Origin of the sequence: Pseudomonas sp. IT-P294 (genome assembly GCF_949767865.1) — a bacterium.
Classification (GTDB): Bacteria; Pseudomonadota; Gammaproteobacteria; order Pseudomonadales; family Pseudomonadaceae; genus Aquipseudomonas.
The window spans coordinates 869,248-889,882 of the sequence record NZ_CATKQW010000011.1; the positions used below are offsets into that span (position 1 = coordinate 869,248).

General features: G+C 58.3%; 16 protein-coding genes. 11 read left to right on the plus strand and 5 right to left on the minus strand.

Features of this window, described 5'->3' with window-relative positions:
* Positions 1-49: 49 nt before the first annotated feature.
* From ACM6I0_RS11265 to ACM6I0_RS11280, 4 genes are read right to left on the minus strand one after another with little or no spacing between them, the layout of a single operon-like run.
* Positions 50-1,231 carry an ATP-binding protein gene (locus tag ACM6I0_RS11265; RefSeq protein WP_414922276.1) on the minus strand — a complete coding sequence of 394 codons (1,182 nt, stop codon included), beginning with the start codon at positions 1,229-1,231 and terminating at the stop codon, positions 50-52.
* Entirely contained in the window at positions 1,225-1,818 is a 594-nt protein-coding gene (locus ACM6I0_RS11270; RefSeq protein WP_285429733.1) for a chemotaxis protein CheB, read from the minus strand. The genes ACM6I0_RS11265 and ACM6I0_RS11270 overlap by 7 nt, the downstream gene beginning before the upstream one ends.
* Positions 1,815-2,648: a CheR family methyltransferase gene (locus tag ACM6I0_RS11275; protein WP_414922277.1), complete on the minus strand. Its 834-nt coding sequence runs from the start codon at positions 2,646-2,648 to the stop codon at positions 1,815-1,817. Before ACM6I0_RS11275 ends, ACM6I0_RS11270 begins: the two co-directional genes overlap by 4 nt.
* Positions 2,649-6,140 carry a response regulator gene (locus ACM6I0_RS11280; RefSeq protein WP_414922278.1) on the minus strand — a complete coding sequence of 1,164 codons (3,492 nt, stop codon included), beginning with the start codon at positions 6,138-6,140 and terminating at the stop codon, positions 2,649-2,651.
* Between the two features lie 261 nt (positions 6,141-6,401).
* Here ACM6I0_RS11280 and ACM6I0_RS11285 point away from each other — a divergent pair, with 261 nt between their 5' ends.
* The 11 genes from ACM6I0_RS11285 to ACM6I0_RS11335 all read left to right on the plus strand — a co-directional run bounded on the left by ACM6I0_RS11285 (position 6,402) and on the right by ACM6I0_RS11335 (position 19,006).
* Positions 6,402-6,758, plus strand: coding sequence for a response regulator (locus ACM6I0_RS11285; protein WP_285429737.1), 357 nt, complete (start codon positions 6,402-6,404; stop codon positions 6,756-6,758).
* A gap of 97 nt (positions 6,759-6,855) precedes the next feature.
* Positions 6,856-8,151, plus strand: a complete 1,296-nt coding sequence (locus tag ACM6I0_RS11290; RefSeq protein WP_414922279.1) for a glycosyltransferase — start codon at positions 6,856-6,858, stop codon at positions 8,149-8,151.
* Between the two features lie 145 nt (positions 8,152-8,296).
* Positions 8,297-9,163 carry a phospholipase gene (locus ACM6I0_RS11295; RefSeq protein ID WP_414922280.1) on the plus strand — a complete coding sequence of 289 codons (867 nt, stop codon included), beginning with the start codon at positions 8,297-8,299 and terminating at the stop codon, positions 9,161-9,163.
* Positions 9,164-9,456: 293 nt separating this feature from the next.
* Positions 9,457-10,362, plus strand: coding sequence for an AraC family transcriptional regulator (locus ACM6I0_RS11300; protein ID WP_285429741.1), 906 nt, complete (start codon positions 9,457-9,459; stop codon positions 10,360-10,362).
* Positions 10,363-10,580: 218 nt separating this feature from the next.
* A complete protein-coding gene (locus ACM6I0_RS11305) occupies positions 10,581-11,891 on the plus strand; it encodes an ABC transporter substrate-binding protein (protein WP_285429742.1) in 1,311 nt (436 codons plus the stop codon).
* A gap of 146 nt (positions 11,892-12,037) precedes the next feature.
* Positions 12,038-12,964, plus strand: coding sequence for a carbohydrate ABC transporter permease (locus tag ACM6I0_RS11310; protein WP_414922281.1), 927 nt, complete (start codon positions 12,038-12,040; stop codon positions 12,962-12,964).
* 10 nt (positions 12,965-12,974) lie between these two features.
* On the plus strand, positions 12,975-13,805 hold the full coding sequence (locus ACM6I0_RS11315; protein WP_007936731.1) for a carbohydrate ABC transporter permease: 831 nt from the start codon (positions 12,975-12,977) through the stop codon (positions 13,803-13,805).
* A gap of 33 nt (positions 13,806-13,838) precedes the next feature.
* A complete protein-coding gene (locus ACM6I0_RS11320; protein ID WP_285429751.1) occupies positions 13,839-14,942 on the plus strand; it encodes an ABC transporter ATP-binding protein in 1,104 nt (367 codons plus the stop codon).
* A gap of 16 nt (positions 14,943-14,958) precedes the next feature.
* Positions 14,959-16,434 (plus strand): mannitol dehydrogenase family protein, encoded by a 1,476-nt coding sequence (locus ACM6I0_RS11325; RefSeq protein WP_285429753.1) that lies wholly within the window; start codon positions 14,959-14,961, stop codon positions 16,432-16,434.
* 123 nt (positions 16,435-16,557) lie between these two features.
* Positions 16,558-18,054 carry a xylulokinase gene (xylB, locus tag ACM6I0_RS11330; protein WP_414922282.1) on the plus strand — a complete coding sequence of 499 codons (1,497 nt, stop codon included), beginning with the start codon at positions 16,558-16,560 and terminating at the stop codon, positions 18,052-18,054.
* Positions 18,055-18,067: 13 nt separating this feature from the next.
* Positions 18,068-19,006: a carbohydrate kinase family protein gene (locus ACM6I0_RS11335; RefSeq protein WP_285429756.1), complete on the plus strand. Its 939-nt coding sequence runs from the start codon at positions 18,068-18,070 to the stop codon at positions 19,004-19,006.
* A 123-nt stretch (positions 19,007-19,129) separates the two neighbouring features.
* On the opposite strand, the gene ACM6I0_RS11340 is transcribed toward ACM6I0_RS11335, so the two are convergent.
* Entirely contained in the window at positions 19,130-20,431 is a 1,302-nt protein-coding gene (locus tag ACM6I0_RS11340) for an OprD family porin (protein WP_414922283.1), read from the minus strand.
* Positions 20,432-20,635: the final 204 nt, after the last annotated feature.

Genomic DNA, 20,635 nt, shown 5'->3' on the forward strand with positions numbered 1-20,635 from the left:
TGATACGACCATGAGGTCGATCAGAGGTTGCGTTTATCCGGCTGTTTTCCTATAGCGGCAGACAAACGCGAAACAAGGCGCCTTCGCCAATCCGGCTCTCGACGGTGATGGAGCCACCGTGGGCGGTGACAATCTGCTCCGAAATAAACAGCCCCAGACCCAATCCGGCAACGACGGTCTTGGCGGAAACCCGTTCGAATTGCTGAAAAATACGCCGCTGGTTCTCTTCGCTGATACCGATACCACGATCCTGAACCTCGACCCGCGCCTGGCCATCCTGTGGAAACACGCGAACATCAATCGTACCCTTGCCACCATAGCGCAATGCGTTGGTCAGTAGATTCGAGATGACCTGTTCGATACGAAATTCGTCCCAATTACCGACAACTGGCTGGTCGGCGGTAAACGTCACCGACGTCTCGGCTGCATCGATCTGCGGTGCGAAATTTTGCAGCAGATTGCTGACCAATTTCACCAGATCAAATTGACTGGTACGAATCGATAGCTTGCCGGTGCGGATTCGCGACACATCGAGCATGTCCTCGATCAGGCGAATCAGGCTTTTGATCTGCCGCTCGTCCCGGTCGACCATGGCGTGCATCTTGTCCAGGGTGAACGCCGCGGCGTTGTCCCGGGCCAGGTGCATCTTGCGCAACTGGGTCTCGAGGATCAGGCCATTGAGCGGCGTACGCAGTTCGTGGGCAACGATGGACATGAAGTCGTCACGCATGCGCACGGCTTGTTCGAGCTCATTCTGGGTCGCCTGCAATTGCTTGAGCAATGCTTCCTGCTCCCGACGGCTTTGTTCCAGTGCTTCGACCTGTTGCTTCATCGCCTTGCTCTGGCGATACAAGTCGACGAACACGTTGACCTTGCTCTTGACCGCATGAATGTCCAGCGGCTTGTGCAGGAAGTCCACGGCGCCGCTTTCGTAGCCTTTGAACGCGTAGTTCAACTCACGACCGGCGGCGCTGACGAACACGATCGGGATATTCTTGGTTTTTTCCGTGCCGCGCATCAACTCGGCCAGCTCGAAACCGTTCATACCCGGCATCTGCACGTCGAGAATGGCCATGGCAAATTCGTGTTGAAGCAACAACGACAGGGCTTCATCGGCGGACAAGGCTTTATAGACGATGCGGTCTTCACGCTTGATCAACGCTTCCAGCGCCAGCAAATTCTCCGGCAGATCGTCGACTATCAGCAGTTTGGCTTGGATGTTACTTAGCATGCTATTTGTTCCAGCTCGACAATCAGACGGCTGATGCCGCGTATAGGGAGAATGTGGTCTGGCTGGTGCAGATCGAGCGCAGCTTGCGGCATGGTTGCAATCTGAGCTTCGTCCGGATCCTGCACGATGGTCAGCCCGCCGCGTTGCTTGACCTGGGCCAGTCCGCGCGCGCCATCCTGGTTGGCACCGGTCAACAGCACCGCTGCCAGCGTCGGACCGTAGGCATCGGCCGCCGACTCAAACAGGAAATCGATCGCCGGCCGTGAATGATGCACGCGAGGCTCAAGACTCAGGGAGAAACTGCGATCCTGCTCCACCGACAAGTGATAACCGGGGCCTGCAAAATACAGCGTTCCGGCTTCAACCCGCGTTTTGTCGATGGCTTCCAGGACGGGCATGGCGACCCGCCGTGCGAACACTTCGGCCAATTGGCTGCGGCGTGCTTCGGGCAGGTGCAGCACCACGATGATCGGGAGAACGAACCCCTCACGCAGCGGGCTGAGAATATTCAGCAACGCCTCGACACCTCCGGCCGAGGCACCGATCACAATCGCTTCCACTGTAGGCAATCGCGCAGCATCGTTCATGATTTGCGATAAATCCGTTCTTGTTTGACCAATGCCTCGAACTGATTGCCAAAGGCCGAAAAATCCAGGGTTTCCTTGCTGCCCAGCACCAGGAATCCGCGGTGGCAGAGGGATTCATGAAACAGGCCGAAGGCACGATCTTGAAGCTTTTTATTGAAATAAATCAATACGTTGCGACACGAAATTAATTGAGTTTCTGAAAATACGCTGTCGGTCGCAAGGCTGTGATCGGCGAACGTCACGTTTTCGCACAGGCTCTTGTCAAAAATGGCGTAGCCATACGCCGCCGTATAGTAATCGGCGAACGAACGCTGGCCACCGGCCTGCTGATAGTTCTGAGTGTAGGCGCGGACATTTTCCATGGAGAAAATCCCTTGCTTGGCTTTCTCCAGCGAACGCGGATTGATGTCGGTGGCATAGATGATGGTGCGATCGAGCAAGCCCTCTTCGCGCAACAGTATCGCCGTCGAATAGACTTCTTCGCCGGTGCTGCACCCGGCGATCCAGATCTTGATCGACGGGTAGGTCTTGAGCAGCGGCACCACTTCCTTGCGGATCGCCAGGAAATGCGAAGGGTCACGAAACATTTCACTGACCGGAATCGTCAGCAACTGCAGCAATTGCATGAACGCGGTGGGATCGTGCAGCACTTTCTCTTGCAGGGCCGAAATGGTACTGCACTCGAATTGACTCAGCGCATGATTGACCCGACGTTTGATCGATGCGCCGGAATAGTCACGAAAGTCATAGCTGTACTTGAGGTAGATGGCCTCGATCAACAACCGCAATTCGATCTCGCTATTTCGCTCCACTGAACAATTGCGCTCCACTTAGATACGTTCCATCTTCGGTAACCACACTCGAATCAACGAGAACAGACGGTCCAGGTCGATGGGCTTGGCCAGGTAATCGTTGGAACCGGCCTGCAGGCAACGCTCCTGATCGTCCTTCATGGCCTTGGCCGTTACCGCAATGATCGGCAGCTTGCGCCAGCGCGGGTCCTTGCGGATCTCGATAGTGGCTTCGTAACCGTCCATCTCCGGCATCATCACGTCCATCAGCACCAGGTCGATGTCCTCGACTTCATTCAATCTTTCAATCGCTTCGCGACCGTTGCGGCCAATGACCACGACAGCGCCTTTGTGCTCCAGCGCGCTGGTCAGGGCGAAAATGTTGCGCACATCGTCATCCACCAGCAGTATTTTCCGACCCTCGAAGACCTTGTCGCGGCTGCGCGCGGTCTTGAGCATCCTTTGCCGTTCATGGGACAACTTGGATTCGACTTTGTGCAGAAAGAGTGTGACCTCATCCAGCAAACGCTCGGGCGAGCGAGCGCCCTTGATGATGATCGAGCGCGAATATTTGCGCAGCTCGGTCTCTTCGTCCCGCGTCAGGTTGCGCCCGGTGTAGACGATGACCGGGGGGAATGAGCAGATATCCTCGGTGGACATTCGCTTGAGCAAGTCATTGCCGAGCATGTCCGGCAGCTTGAGGTCGATGATCATGCAGTCGAAATTCGTCGTGCGCAGCTGCTCGAGTGCGTCCTGCGCCAAACCGACGGCGGTGATCTCGATGTCTTCATCGCCGATCAGCCGCGCAATGCTGTCGCGCTGCAGATCGTCATCTTCGACCAGCAGCACGCGCTTGACCTTCTGGGTCAGCTTGGCTTCGAGGCGCGCAAACACGTCCTTGAGCTCTTCGCGGGTGGTCGGTTTGACCGCGTAGCCGATAGCGCCCATGTGCATGGCGGCCTCGACCCGATCTTCGACCGAAATGACATGCACCGGAATGTGGCGGGTGGCGGCGTGCTCTTTAAGGCGTTGCAACACGGTCAGCCCGGAATGATCGGGCAAGCGCATGTCCAGCAGAATGGCGTCGGGGATGTACTCTTTGGCCAGGTCGTAACCCTCGTCCGCGCCATGGGCAACCAGGCATTGGTAACCCAGCTCATGCGCGAGATCGTAAAGAATGTGCGCAAAGTTCGGCTCATCCTCCACCACCAAAATGCACCGTGTGGCGAACGGCGCCTTGGCTCGGTCATCGGCAAAACGCGGGATGTCGACTTCGGCGATCAACGGCACTGGAGCAGTTGTTGACACCCGTGGCGTCATGGCAACCGGAGTGGCCTGCATCGGCTCAACCGGCTGATCGCCCGGTTCGACATACTGCTGCGGCAAAACCAGCGTGAACACACTGCCCTGCCCCGGCTCGCTGGTGACACTGATGGAGCCACCCAGCAATGCCGCAAGGTCCCGGGAAATCGACAAGCCCAGGCCGGTGCCGCCATAACGGCGGTTGGTGGTGCCGTCAGCCTGGCGGAAGGCTTCGAAAATGCTTTCCTGCTGGTCGGCGGCGATGCCGATCCCGGAATCGCGAACAATAAAGGCGATGCCGTCGTTTGGCTGGGACGCCACGGTCAGGCTGACCGTGCCTTTTTCGGTGAATTTCACCGCGTTCGACAGCAGGTTCTTGATGACTTGCTCCAGACGCTGGCGGTCGGTGAACAGCATCATCGGCGAACCGGGCTGCAAGTCGACCTCGAACGTCAACTTCTTGTTGGTGGCCATCGGCTCGAACATCGAACGCAGCCCGTCCACCAGACGCGCAACACTGGTGTTCTCGGGGCGCATCTCCAGTTTGCCGGCCTCGACCTTGGAAATATCGAGGATGTCATTGATCAGATTGAGCAAGTCGTTGCCGGCCGAATAGATCGATTCGGCAAACTTCACCTGCTCGGCCGTGAGATTTTCCTGAGGGTTCTCTGCCAGCAACTTGGCCAGAATCAACGAACTGTTGAGCGGCGTGCGCAGTTCGTGGGACATGTTGGCGAGAAATTCAGACTTGTATTTGCTGGAGCGCTGCAACTCTTCGGCGCGCTCTTCAAGCTGAGCCTGGGCCTGATTGAGCTCGGTGTTCTTCAAGTCCATCGCATCGCGCTGATCGGCCAGAACCTGCGCCTGCTCGGCCAGTTGTTCGTTGGTTTGTTCCAGCTCGACCTGCTGGGTTTCAAGATGCGCCTGGGACTCCTTGAGAATCCGCGACTGCTCTTCCAGCTCTTCGTTGGCGGTCTTGAGCTCTTCCTGCTGGACTTGCAGCTCTTCGTTGAGTTGTTGGGTCTCGGCCAGTACTTCCTGCAAGCGTTGGCGGTAGCGCGCGGCCTCGATCGAGGTGCCGATGTTGCCGGCAATCAGTTGGAGCAACTCGACATCACGCTCTGTCAGCGGTCGCAGGAATCCCAGTTCGATCACGCCATTAACCCGGTCGTCATCGCTGGTTGGTACGACAAGCACGCTAGATGGCAGGCCCTCACCCAAGCCGGAACTGACTTTGAAATAGTCGCTCGGTACGTCATCGAGGCGAATCAGGCGGGCCCGGTTCGCCACCTGGCCGACAATCCCTTCATCACTGAAAATGTGCTGATCGCGTTCTTCCTGTTCGCGTGAAAAACCGTAGGAGGCGATGCGCCGCAGGCTGCCATGCTCTTCACGAACATAAATAGCGGCCACCGCAGTGCCCAGGTACTGCGCGCAAAATTGCAGAATGTTGCGCCCCAGCACATTAAGCGACAGCTGCCCCAGCACCTGCTCGGCCAGTTCGGTCTGGCCATTGCGCAGCCAGGCTTGCTGCTCCAGTCGCGAAGCGGCGGATTGTTGCGCCGCCAGGTTGGCGCTGTAGTTCTGCGACAGGTTGAGCAGATCCCGACGCCCGATGTACGCCAGCAATGCGCTGATGGCGGCGATGAAAAACAGGTACAGCGAGATGCTCCAGATCGTGGTGCGGCGCACTTCATCGTTGCGCGTAGTGCGCAACTGCTGCTCCATGTCGATCACGTCTTCGAACTGCTTGCGGATCTCATCGGTCAGGCGCTTGCCGCGACCAGCGCTGACCGCGCTACGATAATCGCCGCTGTTACGCTGCAAATCGATCATCGTTTGCGCGTAAGTGGCCCATTCCCCTTGCAACGCCTGGAGCCGGCGCAATCGATCGGTCTGCACCGGGTTATCGGCGGTCAGTTCGAGCAAGGTATTGAGCGCGACGGCGATTCTCGGCTTGGCCGTTTCGTAAGGGTCCAGGAAATGCTCGTCGCCACTGAGCAAGAAGCCGCGCATGCCGGTTTCCAGATCGACGGTCAGTTTCACGGCTTCGTTGGCGTTATTGATCACCCGGTCGGTGTGTTCGACCCACTGGATCACCGACAGCAAGTAAGTGATCAACGAGACAAAGAACACCGCACTGATGACACCGACACCCAGTGGCAGGCTGACGTTGCGGCTCAGGAGTTTGCGAAATCGTTGCTCATCAACCGAAGACACCGTGGTCATGGGAAGGCCTTGTCGAACTGTTCAAAACCAGGGAGTTTGCCCCAAAACGGCTGTATTGATCTAATTTTCTGCGCGATTGGCGCGCAAACCGCTGCTTTTAGCTGCGCCCGCTTGAAAGGAGCGGTTATCCTTGCGCGTTCTTGTACCGCTATACTTTTTTGCACAGCGTTGGGAACTTGTCGGGATCCGTCACTTACTCATGCAAGAGCCCGGCAATTTTGTAAGTCCGGCACCCGCGAACCCACTATTGAGAGCCCTATTATGTCCTCCAACGCGTCCACCATTCTTGTCGTCGAAGACGATGCCATCGTGCGCATGCTGATTGTCGATGTACTGGAGGAGCTGGAGTACAAAGTGCTTGAGGCGGACGGCAGCGAGAAGGCCCTTGAGTTCCTCAACGATGAAGACCAATACATCGATTTGATGATGACCGATGTCGGCTTGCCCGTGATGGACGGGCGCGAGCTGGCCAAGCAGGCGCGGATGCTGCGCCCCGAGCTGCCAATCCTGTTCGCCAGCGGTTATGCCGAAAGCATTGATGTGCCTAAAGGCATGCAGGTGATCGGCAAGCCATTTTCCATCGATCAGTTGCGAGACAAGGTCAAAAGCATGCTTTGACCCAAAGGGCTGGTGGACTGAAAAGCACTGTGGCTGTGGTTTAATGGCGGCCTGCATTCTCTCCCCCGCCTTTTTTCGCTTCAAGGAACACCTTTACATGATCCAGCCCCGCGCAACCAAAGTCCTGGTCATTGGTTACGTCTGGCCCGAGCCCCGCTCTTCGGCGGCCAGCGGGCATGTGATGCAAATCCTCGATACGTTCTTGCAGCAGGGCTGGGACATCACGTTCAGCAGTCCTGCCGGCACGGGCGAACATCGAGCAGACTTGACGGCGCTGGGCATTCGCGAAGTGCCGATCGAGTTGAATAACAGCAGCTTCGATGCGTTTATCAGCGACCTCGCCCCGGACATCGTCCTGTTTGACCAGTTCATGATGGAAGAACAGTTCGGCTGGCGCGTAGAGAAGCACTGTCCTGATGCGTTACGCGTGCTTGAAACATCGGATCTGCAAAGCCTGCGACACGCTCGTCATCATCGGCTCAAAGAACGGTTGAAACACAGCGACGATACCAATGACTTCAGCCAGTTGTTCGCCCCGGCGTTGCGCGAAGAGTTCGAACTGATGGCTGACAGCGATCTGGCCAAACGGGAGATCGCGGCGCTTTACCGGTGCGACGTGAACCTGATGATCTCTGAAGTGGAAATCGAATTGCTGGTCGAGCAGTTCAAGTTGCCGCGCAACGTATTGCATTGGTGTCCGCTGATGGTCGATGTGCCGGTTGCGCCGCCGACGGCATTCGCAGACCGGGCGCATTTCTTGAGCATCGGCAACTTTCGCCACGCACCGAACTGGGATGCGGTGCTCTGGATGAAAACAGCCATCTGGCCGTTGATTCGCGAACAACTGCCCACGGCTCAGCTGCATATCTACGGTGCTTACACGCCGCCCAAGGCCACGGCACTGCACAACCCGGCGCAGGGTTTTCATGTCATGAACTGGGCTGAAGATGCGTTACAGGTGATGTCGGCAGCACGCGTGTGCCTGGCGCCGCTTCGCTTCGGCGCAGGCATCAAAGGCAAGATTGTCGACGCCATGTTGTGTGGCACGCCCTCCGTGACCACCCCCATCGGGGCCGAAGCGATGCACGGCAACCACCCCTGGCCCGGCGCCGTGGCCCGCACGGCTCGGGAAGTGGCTGACGGTGCAGTACAGCTATACAAGGATGAAGCGCTGTGGACACAAGCCCAATCCCACGGGCAGACGTTGCTGGCTGATCGTTATCGACAGTCGGAACATGGCCCGGCGCTGATCGAAAAACTAGTTCATTGCCAACAGCACTTGGCACAACTTAGAAGTCATAACTTTATGGGCAGCATGCTGCGCCATCACCATCACAAGAGTACGCAATACATGGCGCAATGGATCGAGGCCAAAAACAAAATCCCACTGTAAGCCGTGCACGCCAACATTACATATTTTGCATTACCACTCTGTTGATCACCTTACTGTTTCTCCTTATAAAGGGTTGGCGAAGTTAGTAACGGATACTTCTTCGCCTAACCAATAATACCTATCTAACTTTGCAAGGAAGCATTGAATGGACACCACTGTTCAGAACAACTACGCCCGTCACAACTGGATGACCGCTACGCCAGCCATTGATACGTTGTCACTCGCTGAATTGACATTGCCAGGCACTCATAATGCCGGCAGTGACTGGAAGGCATCCTGGCCGCTCATCCCCGGCGCCCATTGGCTGGCCTGCCAGCACGAATCGTTTTATTCCCAACTGCGCCACGGCTCCCGGGTGCTTGACGTGCGCTTGACCTATGACGCCACTGCACAGGGCCTCGGCAAGTTATGCATTCACCACAATGGCTATCGCAATGGGCGTACGTTTGGGCATCTTTCCAGTGACGTGGAAACGTTTCTGCAAGAAAACCCGAATGAATTCATCATTCTGGACTTTCACGAGTTGAGCGGGGATGCCTTTGATTTTGCCTACTTCAATAAGATGGTGATGCACTTTTTTGGGCACCGCCTCATTCCCAGCCAGAATCACACCTTGAGTCTTGGCCAACTCAAACAGCTCAGCGCCAACCAGCGCATTGTGGTCGCTGCGCCGCGGCACCGGGCAATTGACAGCAACGTGTTCATTCGGCAAATCGAACATCAATGGTCCGGCATCGCCACCACCAGTGTCGCCGAGTTGCAGCAGCACATTACAAAGGTGCTGCGATACCCGCCAGGCGCCTGGGCTCCGTGGTCCCTCTCGGCGACAAGTTACAGCGCGCTGGGTGGCCCAGTGGATATTCATAACGAACTTAATAGATGGTTTGATCCGAACAATAGCGACTGGGCGACCCTGTGCAACATTATCAACGTCGACTTCATTGAGGAGAGCAATATTGTGTCGTATTGCCGAACCGCCAACCTCAGAAAGGCCGCGAAGCGAGCCAAGTAGTTCGCCGTGCTATCAATGGGCTATTTTTGTGCAGGTATTTCCGTGACTGGCAATGCTGTCGCGCACTTCTATGCTGGGTCATGAACAGGGTTCTTACGGGTGTGGAACGCCACCACACCACACGAGCTTCATTGCCCCCCAGGGAACTGTCATGACCCACAACACAGGCACCACGCTGGACAAACAAAACTGCATGAGAGGGCACCGGCCTGACGCCGCAGTGCTCCACGCTGGCATTAATCGCTCGGAAAGAGGCATGATCAGGACGCAATGACAATAAAAAGTGCCCAGACATGACCCGAACAGCCAGAGTCACCGACCCCTCCTACGAATTGATGGACGACCACAACGGGTTGTCCATCATCTATCGCCAACACGGATTCCCGTGTCCGTTGGTGCGCTGGCACTTTCATAAGGAATACGAACTGCACCTGATTGTCGCCAGCTCCGGCAAGGTGTTCATCGGCGACTACATCGGCAATTTCTACCCCGAAAGCCTTTTCCTCACCGGCCCTAACCTGCCACACAACTGGATCAGCCAGGTCGCCGAGGACGAGGTGGTGCCCAAACGCGACATGCTGGTCAATTTCACCGATGAGTTGTTCGAAAGCGGTCATCAGGTCTTCGCTGAACTCAAGACCCTCGCCCCGTTGCTTGAGCGCGCGCAATACGGCATCGAGTTTCGCTGCAAACGCACCATTCGCCAGGCCATGACCCTGATGCAGCGCATTGCCGACACCCAGGGCGTGACCCGCCTCGGGCACTTCTTCATCCTGCTGGAACTGTTGGCAGCCTCTGATGATTTTCAATTGCTGTCGGGAGCCACGACGCCGCAACTGGCCGATGAGCACAACATCGATCGCACCAACCGGGCAGTGGATTACATTTTCACCCACTACGCCCGGGAGTTGCCGCTCGAGGAAGTCGCCGCGCACCTGGGCATGAAACCGACTTATTTCAGCCGGGTGTTCAAACAGGCTACCGGGCGCTGCTTCATCGAATTCGTCAATCGCCTGCGCATCAGCAAGTCCTGCGAACTGCTGGCCGATGGCGATAAACCGGTGACTGATGTGTGTTTCGAGTCGGGTTTCAACAATATTTCGAATTTTAATCGGCGTTTCCAGCAGCTCAAGGGCATGACCCCTTCTCACTATCGGCGGTTGGCGGTGCAACGGTTGACCGAACAAAACATGGGTTAAACCTGTACATATCCGATGTTGCGCCATCACTTGCAGGCTGCCCCCTAAGCCTCCCCCGCCAAATACCAGTGCAAAATAGTATCGATTCAAGTGCTATGGATGATTTGTCTGATCATCAATTGAAGGCTGTAATCAGCGCACATTCTTCCTGTCATCGGAAGACACAAAAACAATAACTGTCCTTCTGTATCCCTGCGGGTGCAGAAAAGGAGTGCACGATGCAACCTTCTGTAAAAGCTCTGCTAGCCCTCACCTGCATGACCCTCAGCAGCGTCAGTCTCGGCGCTCAGACCCTGACCATCGCCACCGTCAACAACAGCGACATGATCCGCATGCAAAAGCTCTCGAAAACCTTCGAGGCCGAGCACCCGGACATCAAGCTCAATTGGGTGGTGCTGGAAGAAAACGTGCTGCGCCAACGCCTGACCACCGACATCGCCACTCAGGGCGGGCAGTTCGACGTGCTGACCATCGGCATGTACGAAGCCGCACTCTGGGGGGCAAAGGGTTGGCTGGAGCCGATGAAGGACTTGCCGGCCTCCTACGCCCTGGACGACGTGTTTCCTTCGGTGCGTGAAGGCTTGTCGGTCAAGGGTTCGCTCTATGCCCTGCCGTTCTACGCAGAAAGCTCGATCACCTATTACCGCACCGATCTGTTCAAGGACGCCGGGCTGACCATGCCTGAGCATCCGACCTGGGAACAGATCGGCGAATTCGCCAGCAAACTGACCAACAAGGACAAGGAACAGTACGGCATCTGCCTGCGCGGCAAGGCTGGCTGGGGCGAAAACATGGCGCTGATCACCACGGTCGCCAACGCCTATGGCGCGCGCTGGTTCGATGAGAAGTGGCAACCTGAATTCACCGGTCCAGAGTGGAAAAACGCGCTGAACTTCTACGTCGAGACCATGAAGAAGTCCGGCCCGCCGGGTGCTTCCAGCAACGGTTTCAACGAAAACCTGGCGCTGTTCAACAGCGGCAAGTGCGCGATCTGGGTGGACGCCAGCGTCGCCGGTTCTTTTGTGACCGACAAGACTCAGAGCAAAGTCAGCGACCACGTCGGCTTCACTTATGCGCCGCACCAGACCACCGACAAAGGTTCGGCCTGGCTCTATTCCTGGGCGCTGGCGATCCCGACCAGTTCCAAGGCCAAGGACGCTGCAAAAACCTTCAGCGCCTGGGCGACGTCCAAGGAATACGGTGCACTGGTGGCGGAAAAAGACGGCATTGCCAACGTGCCGCCCGGCACTCGAGCTTCGACCTACAGCGAGGCCTACATGAGCGCCGCGCCGTTTGCCAAGATCACGCTGGAATCGCTGAAAACCGCGGACCCAAGCAAACCGACGCTCAAGCCTGTGCCTTACATCGGCATCCAGTTGGTGACCATTCCTGAGTTCCAGGGTGTGGGCACGCAAGTCGGCAAGCTGTTCTCGGCGGCGCTGATCGGCCAGACCACGGTCGACCAGGCCCTGGCTGCCGCCCAGCAAACCACCGAACGTGAAATGAAGCGCGCCGGTTATCCCAAGTAACCGCCACTCAACCTGTGGGAGCGAGCCTGCTCGCGATAGCGGTAGTCAAGCCATCAGCGATGCGCCGGATGTACCGGCCCTATCGCCAGCAGGCTGGCTCCCACAGTCGAACTTCGTTTACCAGTTCATCATCGGTTGTGATCACCATGAATACTTCAACTGCCAAAGCTCACATGGACATTCCCCAGCCGGTGCGTAAAAGCCGGCTGACCAATCCCGGCTGGTTTCTGGTCAGCCCCTCGGTGGCCTTGTTGCTGCTGTGGATGATCGTGCCGCTGGGCATGACTGTCTATTTCTCGATGATCCGCTACAACCTGCTCAACCCCGGTGAAAACCAATTCGTCGGGCTGGAGAATTTCACCTATTTCCTCAGCGATTCCGGTTTCCTGCCCGGTGCCACCAACACCCTGTTGCTGGTGGGCAGCGTGCTGCTGATCAGCGTGGTGTTCGGCGTGTTGATCAGTGCCTTGCTGGAGGCCAGCGAGTTTCTCGGTCGTGGCATCGTGCGGGTCATGCTGATCTCGCCATTCTTCATCATGCCCACGGTCGGTGCACTGATCTGGAAGAACCTGATTTTCCACCCGGTCTCGGGGATTCTGGCCTACGTATGGAAACTGTTCGGCGCCCAGCCGGTGGACTGGCTGGCGCATTACCCGTTGCTGTCGATCATCATCATCGTCTCCTGGCAATGGCTGCCCTTTGCGATCCTGATCCTGATGACCGCCATGCAATCCCTCGACCAGGAACAGAAAGAAGCCGCACGCCTCGACGGCGCTGGCCCCATCGCGATCTTCTGGCATTTGACCCTGCCGCACCTGGCGCGGCCGATTGCAGTGGTGGTGATGATCGAAACCATCTTCCTGCTCTCGGTGTTCGCCGAAATTTTCACCACCACCAACGGCGGCCCCGGCTATGCCTCGACCAACCTGGCGTACCTGATCTACAACCAGGCGCTGGTGCAGTTCGACGTCGGCATGGCGTCCGCCGGCGGGTTGATCGCGGTGGTGATTGCCAACATCGCGGCCATCGTGCTGGTGCGCATGATCGGCAAAAACCTGACAGACAAAGCCTGAGGCCTGCGCCATGACTCTTCAACAATCCCGTCGCCTGCAAAGCCTGCTGCTGGGCACGCTGGCCTGGGCCATCGCGATCCTGATTTTCTTCCCGATCTTCTGGATGGTGCTGACCAGCTTCAAAACCGAAATCGACGCGTTCGCCACGCCGCCTCAGTTCATCTTCACGCCGACGCTGGAGAACTACCTGCACATCAACGAGCGCAGCGACTACTTCAGCTTCGCCTGGAACTCAGTGGTGATTTCGTTCAGCGCCACTGCTCTGTGTCTGCTGATCGCGGTGCCGGCGGCCTATTCGATGGCGTTCTACGAAACCCAGCGCACCAAAGGCACGCTGCTGTGGATGCTCTCCACCAAGATGCTGCCGCCGGTGGGCGTGCTGATGCCAATCTACCTGCTGGCCAAGAGCTTCGGCCTGCTCGATACACGCATCGCGCTGATCGTGATCTACACGCTGATCAACCTGCCGATCGTGGTCTGGATGATTTACACCTACTTCAAGGACATCCCCAAGGACATCCTCGAAGCCGCACGACTGGACGGCGCCACACTGTGGCAGGAAATGGTCCGGGTGCTGCTGCCGATCGCCAAGGGCGGCCTCGCTTCCACGGTGTTGCTGTCGCTGATCCTGTGCTGGAACGAGGCGTTCTGGTCACTGAACCTGACCTCGTCGAAAGCCGCGCCGCTCACCGCATTGATCGCCTCATATTCAAGTCCCGAAGGGTTGTTCTGGGCCAAGTTGTCGGCAGTGTCGACCCTGGCCTGTGCGCCGATCCTGATTTTCGGCTGGATCAGCCAGAAACAATTGGTCCGCGGCCTGTCGTTCGGCGCCGTGAAATAGCCCTCACAGAATAAGCACAAAAGGAGCGCCACCATGGCCAACCTGAAAATCAAGAATCTGCAAAAAGGCTTCGAAGGCTTTTCCATCATCAAAGGCATCGACCTGGAAGTGAATGACAAGGAATTCGTGGTGTTCGTCGGCCCTTCGGGCTGCGGTAAATCGACGTTGCTGCGCCTGATTGCCGGCCTTGAGGAAGTCAGTGGCGGCACCATCGAACTCGATGGCCGCGACATCACCGAAGTCAGCCCGGCCAAGCGTGACCTGGCCATGGTGTTCCAGACCTACGCCTTGTACCCGCACATGACCGTGAAGAAAAACATGTCTTTCGCCCTCGACCTGGCTGGCGTACCGAAAGCCGAAGTCGAGAAAAAAGTCGGCGAGGCGGCACGCATCCTTGAACTCGGGCCGATGCTGGAGCGCAAGCCCAAGCAACTGTCCGGCGGCCAACGCCAGCGCGTGGCCATCGGCCGGGCGATTGTGCGCAACCCGAAAATCTTCCTGTTCGACGAACCGCTGTCCAACCTCGACGCCGCCCTGCGCGTGCAGATGCGCCTGGAACTGTTACGCCTGCACAAAGAACTCAAAGCCACGATGATCTACGTGACCCATGATCAGGTGGAAGCCATGACCATGGCCGACAAAGTCGTCGTGCTCAATGGCGGCAAAGTCGAGCAAGTCGGTTCGCCGCTGGACCTGTATCACCAGCCCGCCAACCTGTTTGTCGCCGGGTTCCTCGGCACGCCGAAAATGGGTTTCCTCAAGGGCAACGTCACCCGCGTCGAAAGCCAAAGCTGCGAAGTGCAGCTGGACGCCGGCACCCGTATCAGCCTGCCATTGAGCAGCGCCAACCTGAGTGTCGGCAGCGCGGTGACGCTGGGCATTCGCCCGGAACACCTGGAACTGGCGCAACCCGGCGATTGCACCCTGCAAGTCACCGCCGACGTCAGCGAACGCCTGGGCAGCGACACCTTTTGCCACGTCGTGACCGCCTCCGGCGAAGCCTTGACCATGCGTGTTCGCGGCGATCTGGCCAGCCGTTATGGCGAAACATTGAGCCTGCACCTGGACGCCGAACACTGCCATTTATTCGATGCCGACGGTGTGGCGCTGACCCGCCCACTGCGCGCAGCGGCCTGATTTCAGAGAGCCTGTGATGAAACTCAATAAACAGAACCTGCACCATCTCGCCCCCGAGGTGATCCTGCCCGCCTATGCCCTGAGCGACACGCGCCAAGGCATCGCCCACATCGGCGTTGGCGGATTTCACCGCGCCCATCAGGCGTATTACACCGACGCCTTGATGAATACGGGCGAAGGCCTGGACTGGGCGATTTGCGGCGTCGGCCTGCGTCCTGAAGACCGCCGCGCCCGGGACGATCTGAAGGAGCAGGATTACCTCTTCACCCTGTTCGAGTTGGGCGATACCGACGACACCGAAGTCCGCGTTATTGGCGCTATTCGCGACATGTTGCTCGCCGAGGACGGCGCATCTGCGCTGATCGACAAACTTGCCAGTCCAGAGATTCGCATCGTCTCGCTGACCATCACCGAGGGCGGCTATTGCATCGACGACAGCAACGGCGAGTTCATGGCGCACTTGCCACAGATTCAGCATGATCTGGCTCATCCAGATGCCCCCAAGACCGTGTTCGGTTATCTTTGCGCGGCGCTGGCCAAGCGTCGCGCCGCCGGCACGCCCGCGTTCACCCTGATGTCCTGCGATAACCTGCCGCACAACGGCGCAGTGGCCCGCAAAGCCTTGCTCGCCTTCGCCGCCTTGCGTGATGCCGACCTGCGCGACTGGATCGACCGTCATGTCAGTTTCCCTAACGCCATGGTCGATCGCATCACGCCGATGACCAGCACCCAACATCGCCTGCAACTGGCCGACAAACACGCCGTCGACGATGCCTGGCCGGTGGTGTGCGAACCGTTTGTGCAGTGGGTGCTGGAAGACAAATTCGTCAATGGTCGACCGGCCTGGGAAAAGGTCGGGGTGCAGTTCACCGACGACGTCACGCCTTACGAAGAGATGAAAATCAAACTGCTCAACGGCAGTCACCTGGCACTGACCTACCTGGGGTTTTTGAAGGGTTATCGTTTTGTCCACGAGACCATGAATGACCCGCTGTTTGTGCGTTATATGCGCGCCTACATGGACCTGGATGTCACCCCGCAACTGTCGCCCGTGCCGGGGATTGATCTGACTGATTACAAGAACACCCTGGTCGAGCGCTTTTCCAATCAGGCGATTGCCGATCAACTGGAGCGCGTGTGCTCGGACGGTTCCTCGAAGTTTCCCAAGTTCACTGTGCCGACGATCAACCGTCTGATCGCTGATGGTCGCGAGACCAAGCGAGCGGCGCTGGTGGTGGCGGCCTGGGCGCTGTACTTGAAAGGTGTGGACGAGAATGGCGACACCTATTCGATTCCAGACCCACGGGCGGCATTCTGTCAGGCGTTGGTGGCCGATGATGCGTTGATCACTCAGCAGTTGCTGGGCGTCGAGGAGATTTTTGGCACGGCGATAGCGCATTCGCCGGAGTTTGTGGCGGCGTTCGAATGGTGCTGCAACAGCCTGCGGGATGTCGGCGTGACGCGGACTTTGGAGCGGGTGCTGGCTGACTGATCGTTCCCACGCTCTGCGTGGGAATGCAGCCCGGGACGCTCCGCGTCCCATCCAAAAAGCGGACGCAGAGCGTCCATTGAGGCATTCCCACGCAAAGCGTGGGAACGATCTACAGGGGGATTCATGGCAAACCAACAACTATTCCTCGGCATCGACTGCGGCACCCAGGGCACCAAAGCCATCATCCTCGACGCGAGCAGCGGCCAGGTCCTCGGCCAGGGTGCCGCCGCGCACACCTTGATCAGCGGCGCCAACGGTCGTCGTGAACAAGACACGAATCAATGGCTTGAAGCGTTCGCGTCGGCCACCCGCCACGCCCTGCTAGCCGCCAACGTCAATGGCCAGGACATTCTCGGCATCGGCGTCTCCGGCCAGCAACACGGGCTGGTCCTGCTCGACGATCAAGGCCAGGTGCTGCGCCCGGCCAAGCTCTGGTGCGACACCGAATCCACGCCCGAAAACGACCGTCTGCTGGCGCAACTCGGCGGCGAAAAAGGTTCGCTGGAACGTCTCGGCGTAGTCATCGCGCCGGGCTATACCGTTTCCAAATTGCTGTGGACCCAAGAACAGCACCCGGAACTGTTCGCCCGAATCGCTCGCATCCTGCTGCCCCACGATTACCTGAATTTCTGGCTCACCGGCCGCAGTTGCAGCGAGTACGGCGATGCATCCGGCACCGGGTATTTCAACGTGCGCACCCGACAGTGGGATGTGCAGCTACTGCGCGACATCGACCCGACCGGACGCCTGCAAGCCGCGCTACCAGAGCTGATCAAGGCACATGAAGCAGTCGGCACGATCCTTCCGGGCATCGCCGAACACCTGGGCATCAACCCGCAGGCACTGGTCTCCAGCGGCGGTGGCGACAACATGATGGGCGCCATCGGCACCGGCAACATCAAGCCCGGCGCCATCACCATGAGCCTGGGTTCTTCAGGGACGGTGTACGCCTATGCCGACCAGCCAAAAGTCAGCCCGGATGCCTCAGTCGCCACCTTCTGCTCCTCCAGCGGCGGCTGGCTGCCATTGATCTGCACCATGAACCTGACCAACGCCACGGGGGTCATTCGCGACTTGTTCGACCTTGGCCTCGACCGCTTCAACGATCTGGTCGAACAGGCACCCATCGGCGCCGATGGCGTGTGCATGCTGCCGTTCCTCAACGGCGAGCGCGTCCCCGCCCTGCCCCATGCCACCGGCAGCCTGCTGGGCTTGACGATGACCAACCTGACCCAGGCCAATTTGTGCCGCGCTGTCGTCGAAGGCACCACCTTCGGCTTGCGTTATGGACTGGACCTGCTACGCCAGAATGGCTTACAAAGCCTGCGCATTTGCCTGATCGGCGGCGGCTCGAAAAGTGCGGTGTGGCGCCAGATTGTCGCCGACATCATGAACACCCCGGTCATCTGCACCGAACAAAGCGAAGCCGCCGCCCTCGGCGCAGCGATTCAGGCGGCGTGGTGCCTGTCCTGGACGAGCGGCCACGAGGACAGCCTGGCCGAACTTTGTGCGCGTTGCGTGAAGCTCGACCCGACGAGTGAAACCTTGCCGATTGCCGACAACGTGGCGGCCTTTCAGCAGGCCTATGAACGCTATCAACAGCATGTCGCAACCCTTTAAAGAGCGAACAACTATGTATCTGGTGTGTGGCGAAGCGCTGTTCGATTTCTTCAGTGAAGACGATGCCAGCGGCCTGGCTTCAAAAGTGAATTTCAAGGCAATTGCCGGCGGCTCACCGTTCAACGTGGCAGTCGGCTTGCGGCGGTTGGGCGTGGACGCTGCGCTGTTTGCCGGTTTGTCGACCGATTACCTGGGACGACGCTTGCAGCAGGTTTTACAGGATGAAGGCGTACGCCCGGACTACCTGGTGGATTTCGCCGCGCCGACCACGCTGGCGATGGTCGCCGTCGGCGCCAATGGCTCGCCGCATTACAGTTTTCGTGGTGAAGGGTGCGCCGATCGACAACTTAAAGCCGAGCACCTGCCGGAGCTGGGGGCTGAGGTACGCGGTTTGCACATCGGCTCGTTTTCGCTGGTGGTGCAGCCGATTGCCGATACCTTGCTGACGCTGGTGCAGCGCGAAAGCGGCAAACGCCTGATCAGCCTTGATCCGAACGTGCGGCTCAATCCTGAGCCGAACATCGAGCTCTGGCGTTCGCGCATCGCCACGCTGGTGGAGCTGGCCGACCTGATCAAAGTCAGCGATGAAGACTTGAGCCTTTTGTACCCCGAGCAGGATCCGCAGCGAGTGATTGAAGGTTGGTTGCAACATCGCTGTCAGTTGGTGTTCCTGACCCGTGGCGGCGAAGGCGCGACGGTGTTCAGCAAGGGGTATGGCTCGTGGTCGGTGCCGGCGTGTGCGGTGAAAATTGCTGACACCGTGGGCGCTGGCGATACGTTTCAGGCAGCGCTGATTACCTGGCTGACGGAGCAGCAACTGGATTCGGTTGAGGGTGTGCAATCGCTTGAGCGCGGGCAAATCGACGGGATGTTGAAGTTTGCGGCGCAGGCGGCGGCGCTGACGTGCAGCAAGACCGGGCCGGATTTGCCGTATCGGCACCAGCTAACCTGATCGTTCGACCGATCGTTCCCACGCTCTGCGTGGGGCAGCCCGGGACGCTCCGCGTCCCTTTCACGAATTGGAACACGGAGCGTCCTTGAGGCATTCCCACGCAGAGCGTGGGAACGATCAGGTTCACAACACCGAAAAGTTGTAGCTCACAATCAATCGGGTCTCATCCACGTCCCGGGCGAACTTCTCATAGTTGGTCCGGTAGGTCGCATTGCGCAAGCGCAGGCTGACATCCTTAAATGCCCCGCTCTGCACCACATACTTGAGCTCGCTGTCGCGCTCCCACTCCTTCCCTTCCTGGTCACTGCCCACCACCTTGATGTGATCACCGTTCACATAACGGGTCAGGAAGCTCAATCCATTGATGCCGATTGCCTTGAAGTCATAGTCATAACGCAGCTGCCACGAACGCTCCTGCGCCGCCGCGAAATCGTTGACCTGCACGTAGTTGACCAGGTACGGATTGGTCCCATCCAGATACGGCATCGAGTTGTCGCCATTCATGCGCTGCCAACCGGCGCTGAACGTGTGGCCGCTGATGGCGTAAGCAAGCACGCCGCTCAGCGCACGGTTATCGATAGAACCGGCCTTGGCATCGCCGCTGTCGGCACTCTTGAGCACGCGCATGTCTGCTTTCAGAACGCCATCGCCCAATGGCTGGTTGGCCAGCAATCCCACGAAATGCTGACGGTAGATGTCTTCCAGTTCGGCGTAGTGATACTGGGCGGTCAGGCGCTCGTTGAGCTTGTAGTCGAAGCCGTACATGTCGAAATGATCGGCGGTGATGTTGCAGGCATAGCGCTTGTTCTTGCAGTGAACGCGGATGTCCTGGGCATCGGTGGAATCGCGCGCGGTGTATTGGTCCAGGCGCGCCGCCATGAAGGTCAGGTCCTTGACCTCTTTGGAGGTCAGCATCGCGCCATTGAACATCGTTGGCAGCAATCGACCGTCGTTGTACTTGAGCAGCGGAACATCCGGCAACAGCGCGCCGTACTTCAAGACGCTCTGGGACACGCGCACTTTGGCGGTCAGCCCGAGTTTCGCGTACTGATCCTCGGAACCGCGTGGGTCCTGCCCCGTGGACGGCAGCAAGCCGCTGTTGCTGCTGTCGGGGCTGGAGTCGAGCTTGAGCCCAAGCATGCCCAATGCATCCACGCCGAAACCAACGGTGCCTTCGGTGTAACCCGATTGAAGATTGAGAATAAAGCCTTGAGCCGACTCATCGCGCTTCGAAGCGCCCTGCTCGGTGGACGTATGCCCGTCACGAAAGTCGCGATTGAAATACACCGTGCGCGATTCGATGTTGGCCTTGGTGTCATCGATGAAACCGCTCGCGTGAGCCTGGGCCGTAAAACCGGCGCACAGGACTAAAGCGCCGAAGCCCGAAGACTGGCGCGCGGTGATGAAAGGAAATGGGGGACGCATGAAAAAAAGCTCCAACAGTGCAGCGTTTGCGCAAGGCGCAATAAGCCAAAGAAATAGCCCTCGCCCCGGCCATGTAAATGGCCAGGGTGAAGCAGACACACGGGGGTGATCGACAATGATGGCAGAAGGCTTTCAGCGGCCACAGGCGACTTTAGTCTGAAAATGACTGCCAGTTTCTGGCTGCGACGATCCTGTGGCGCAACG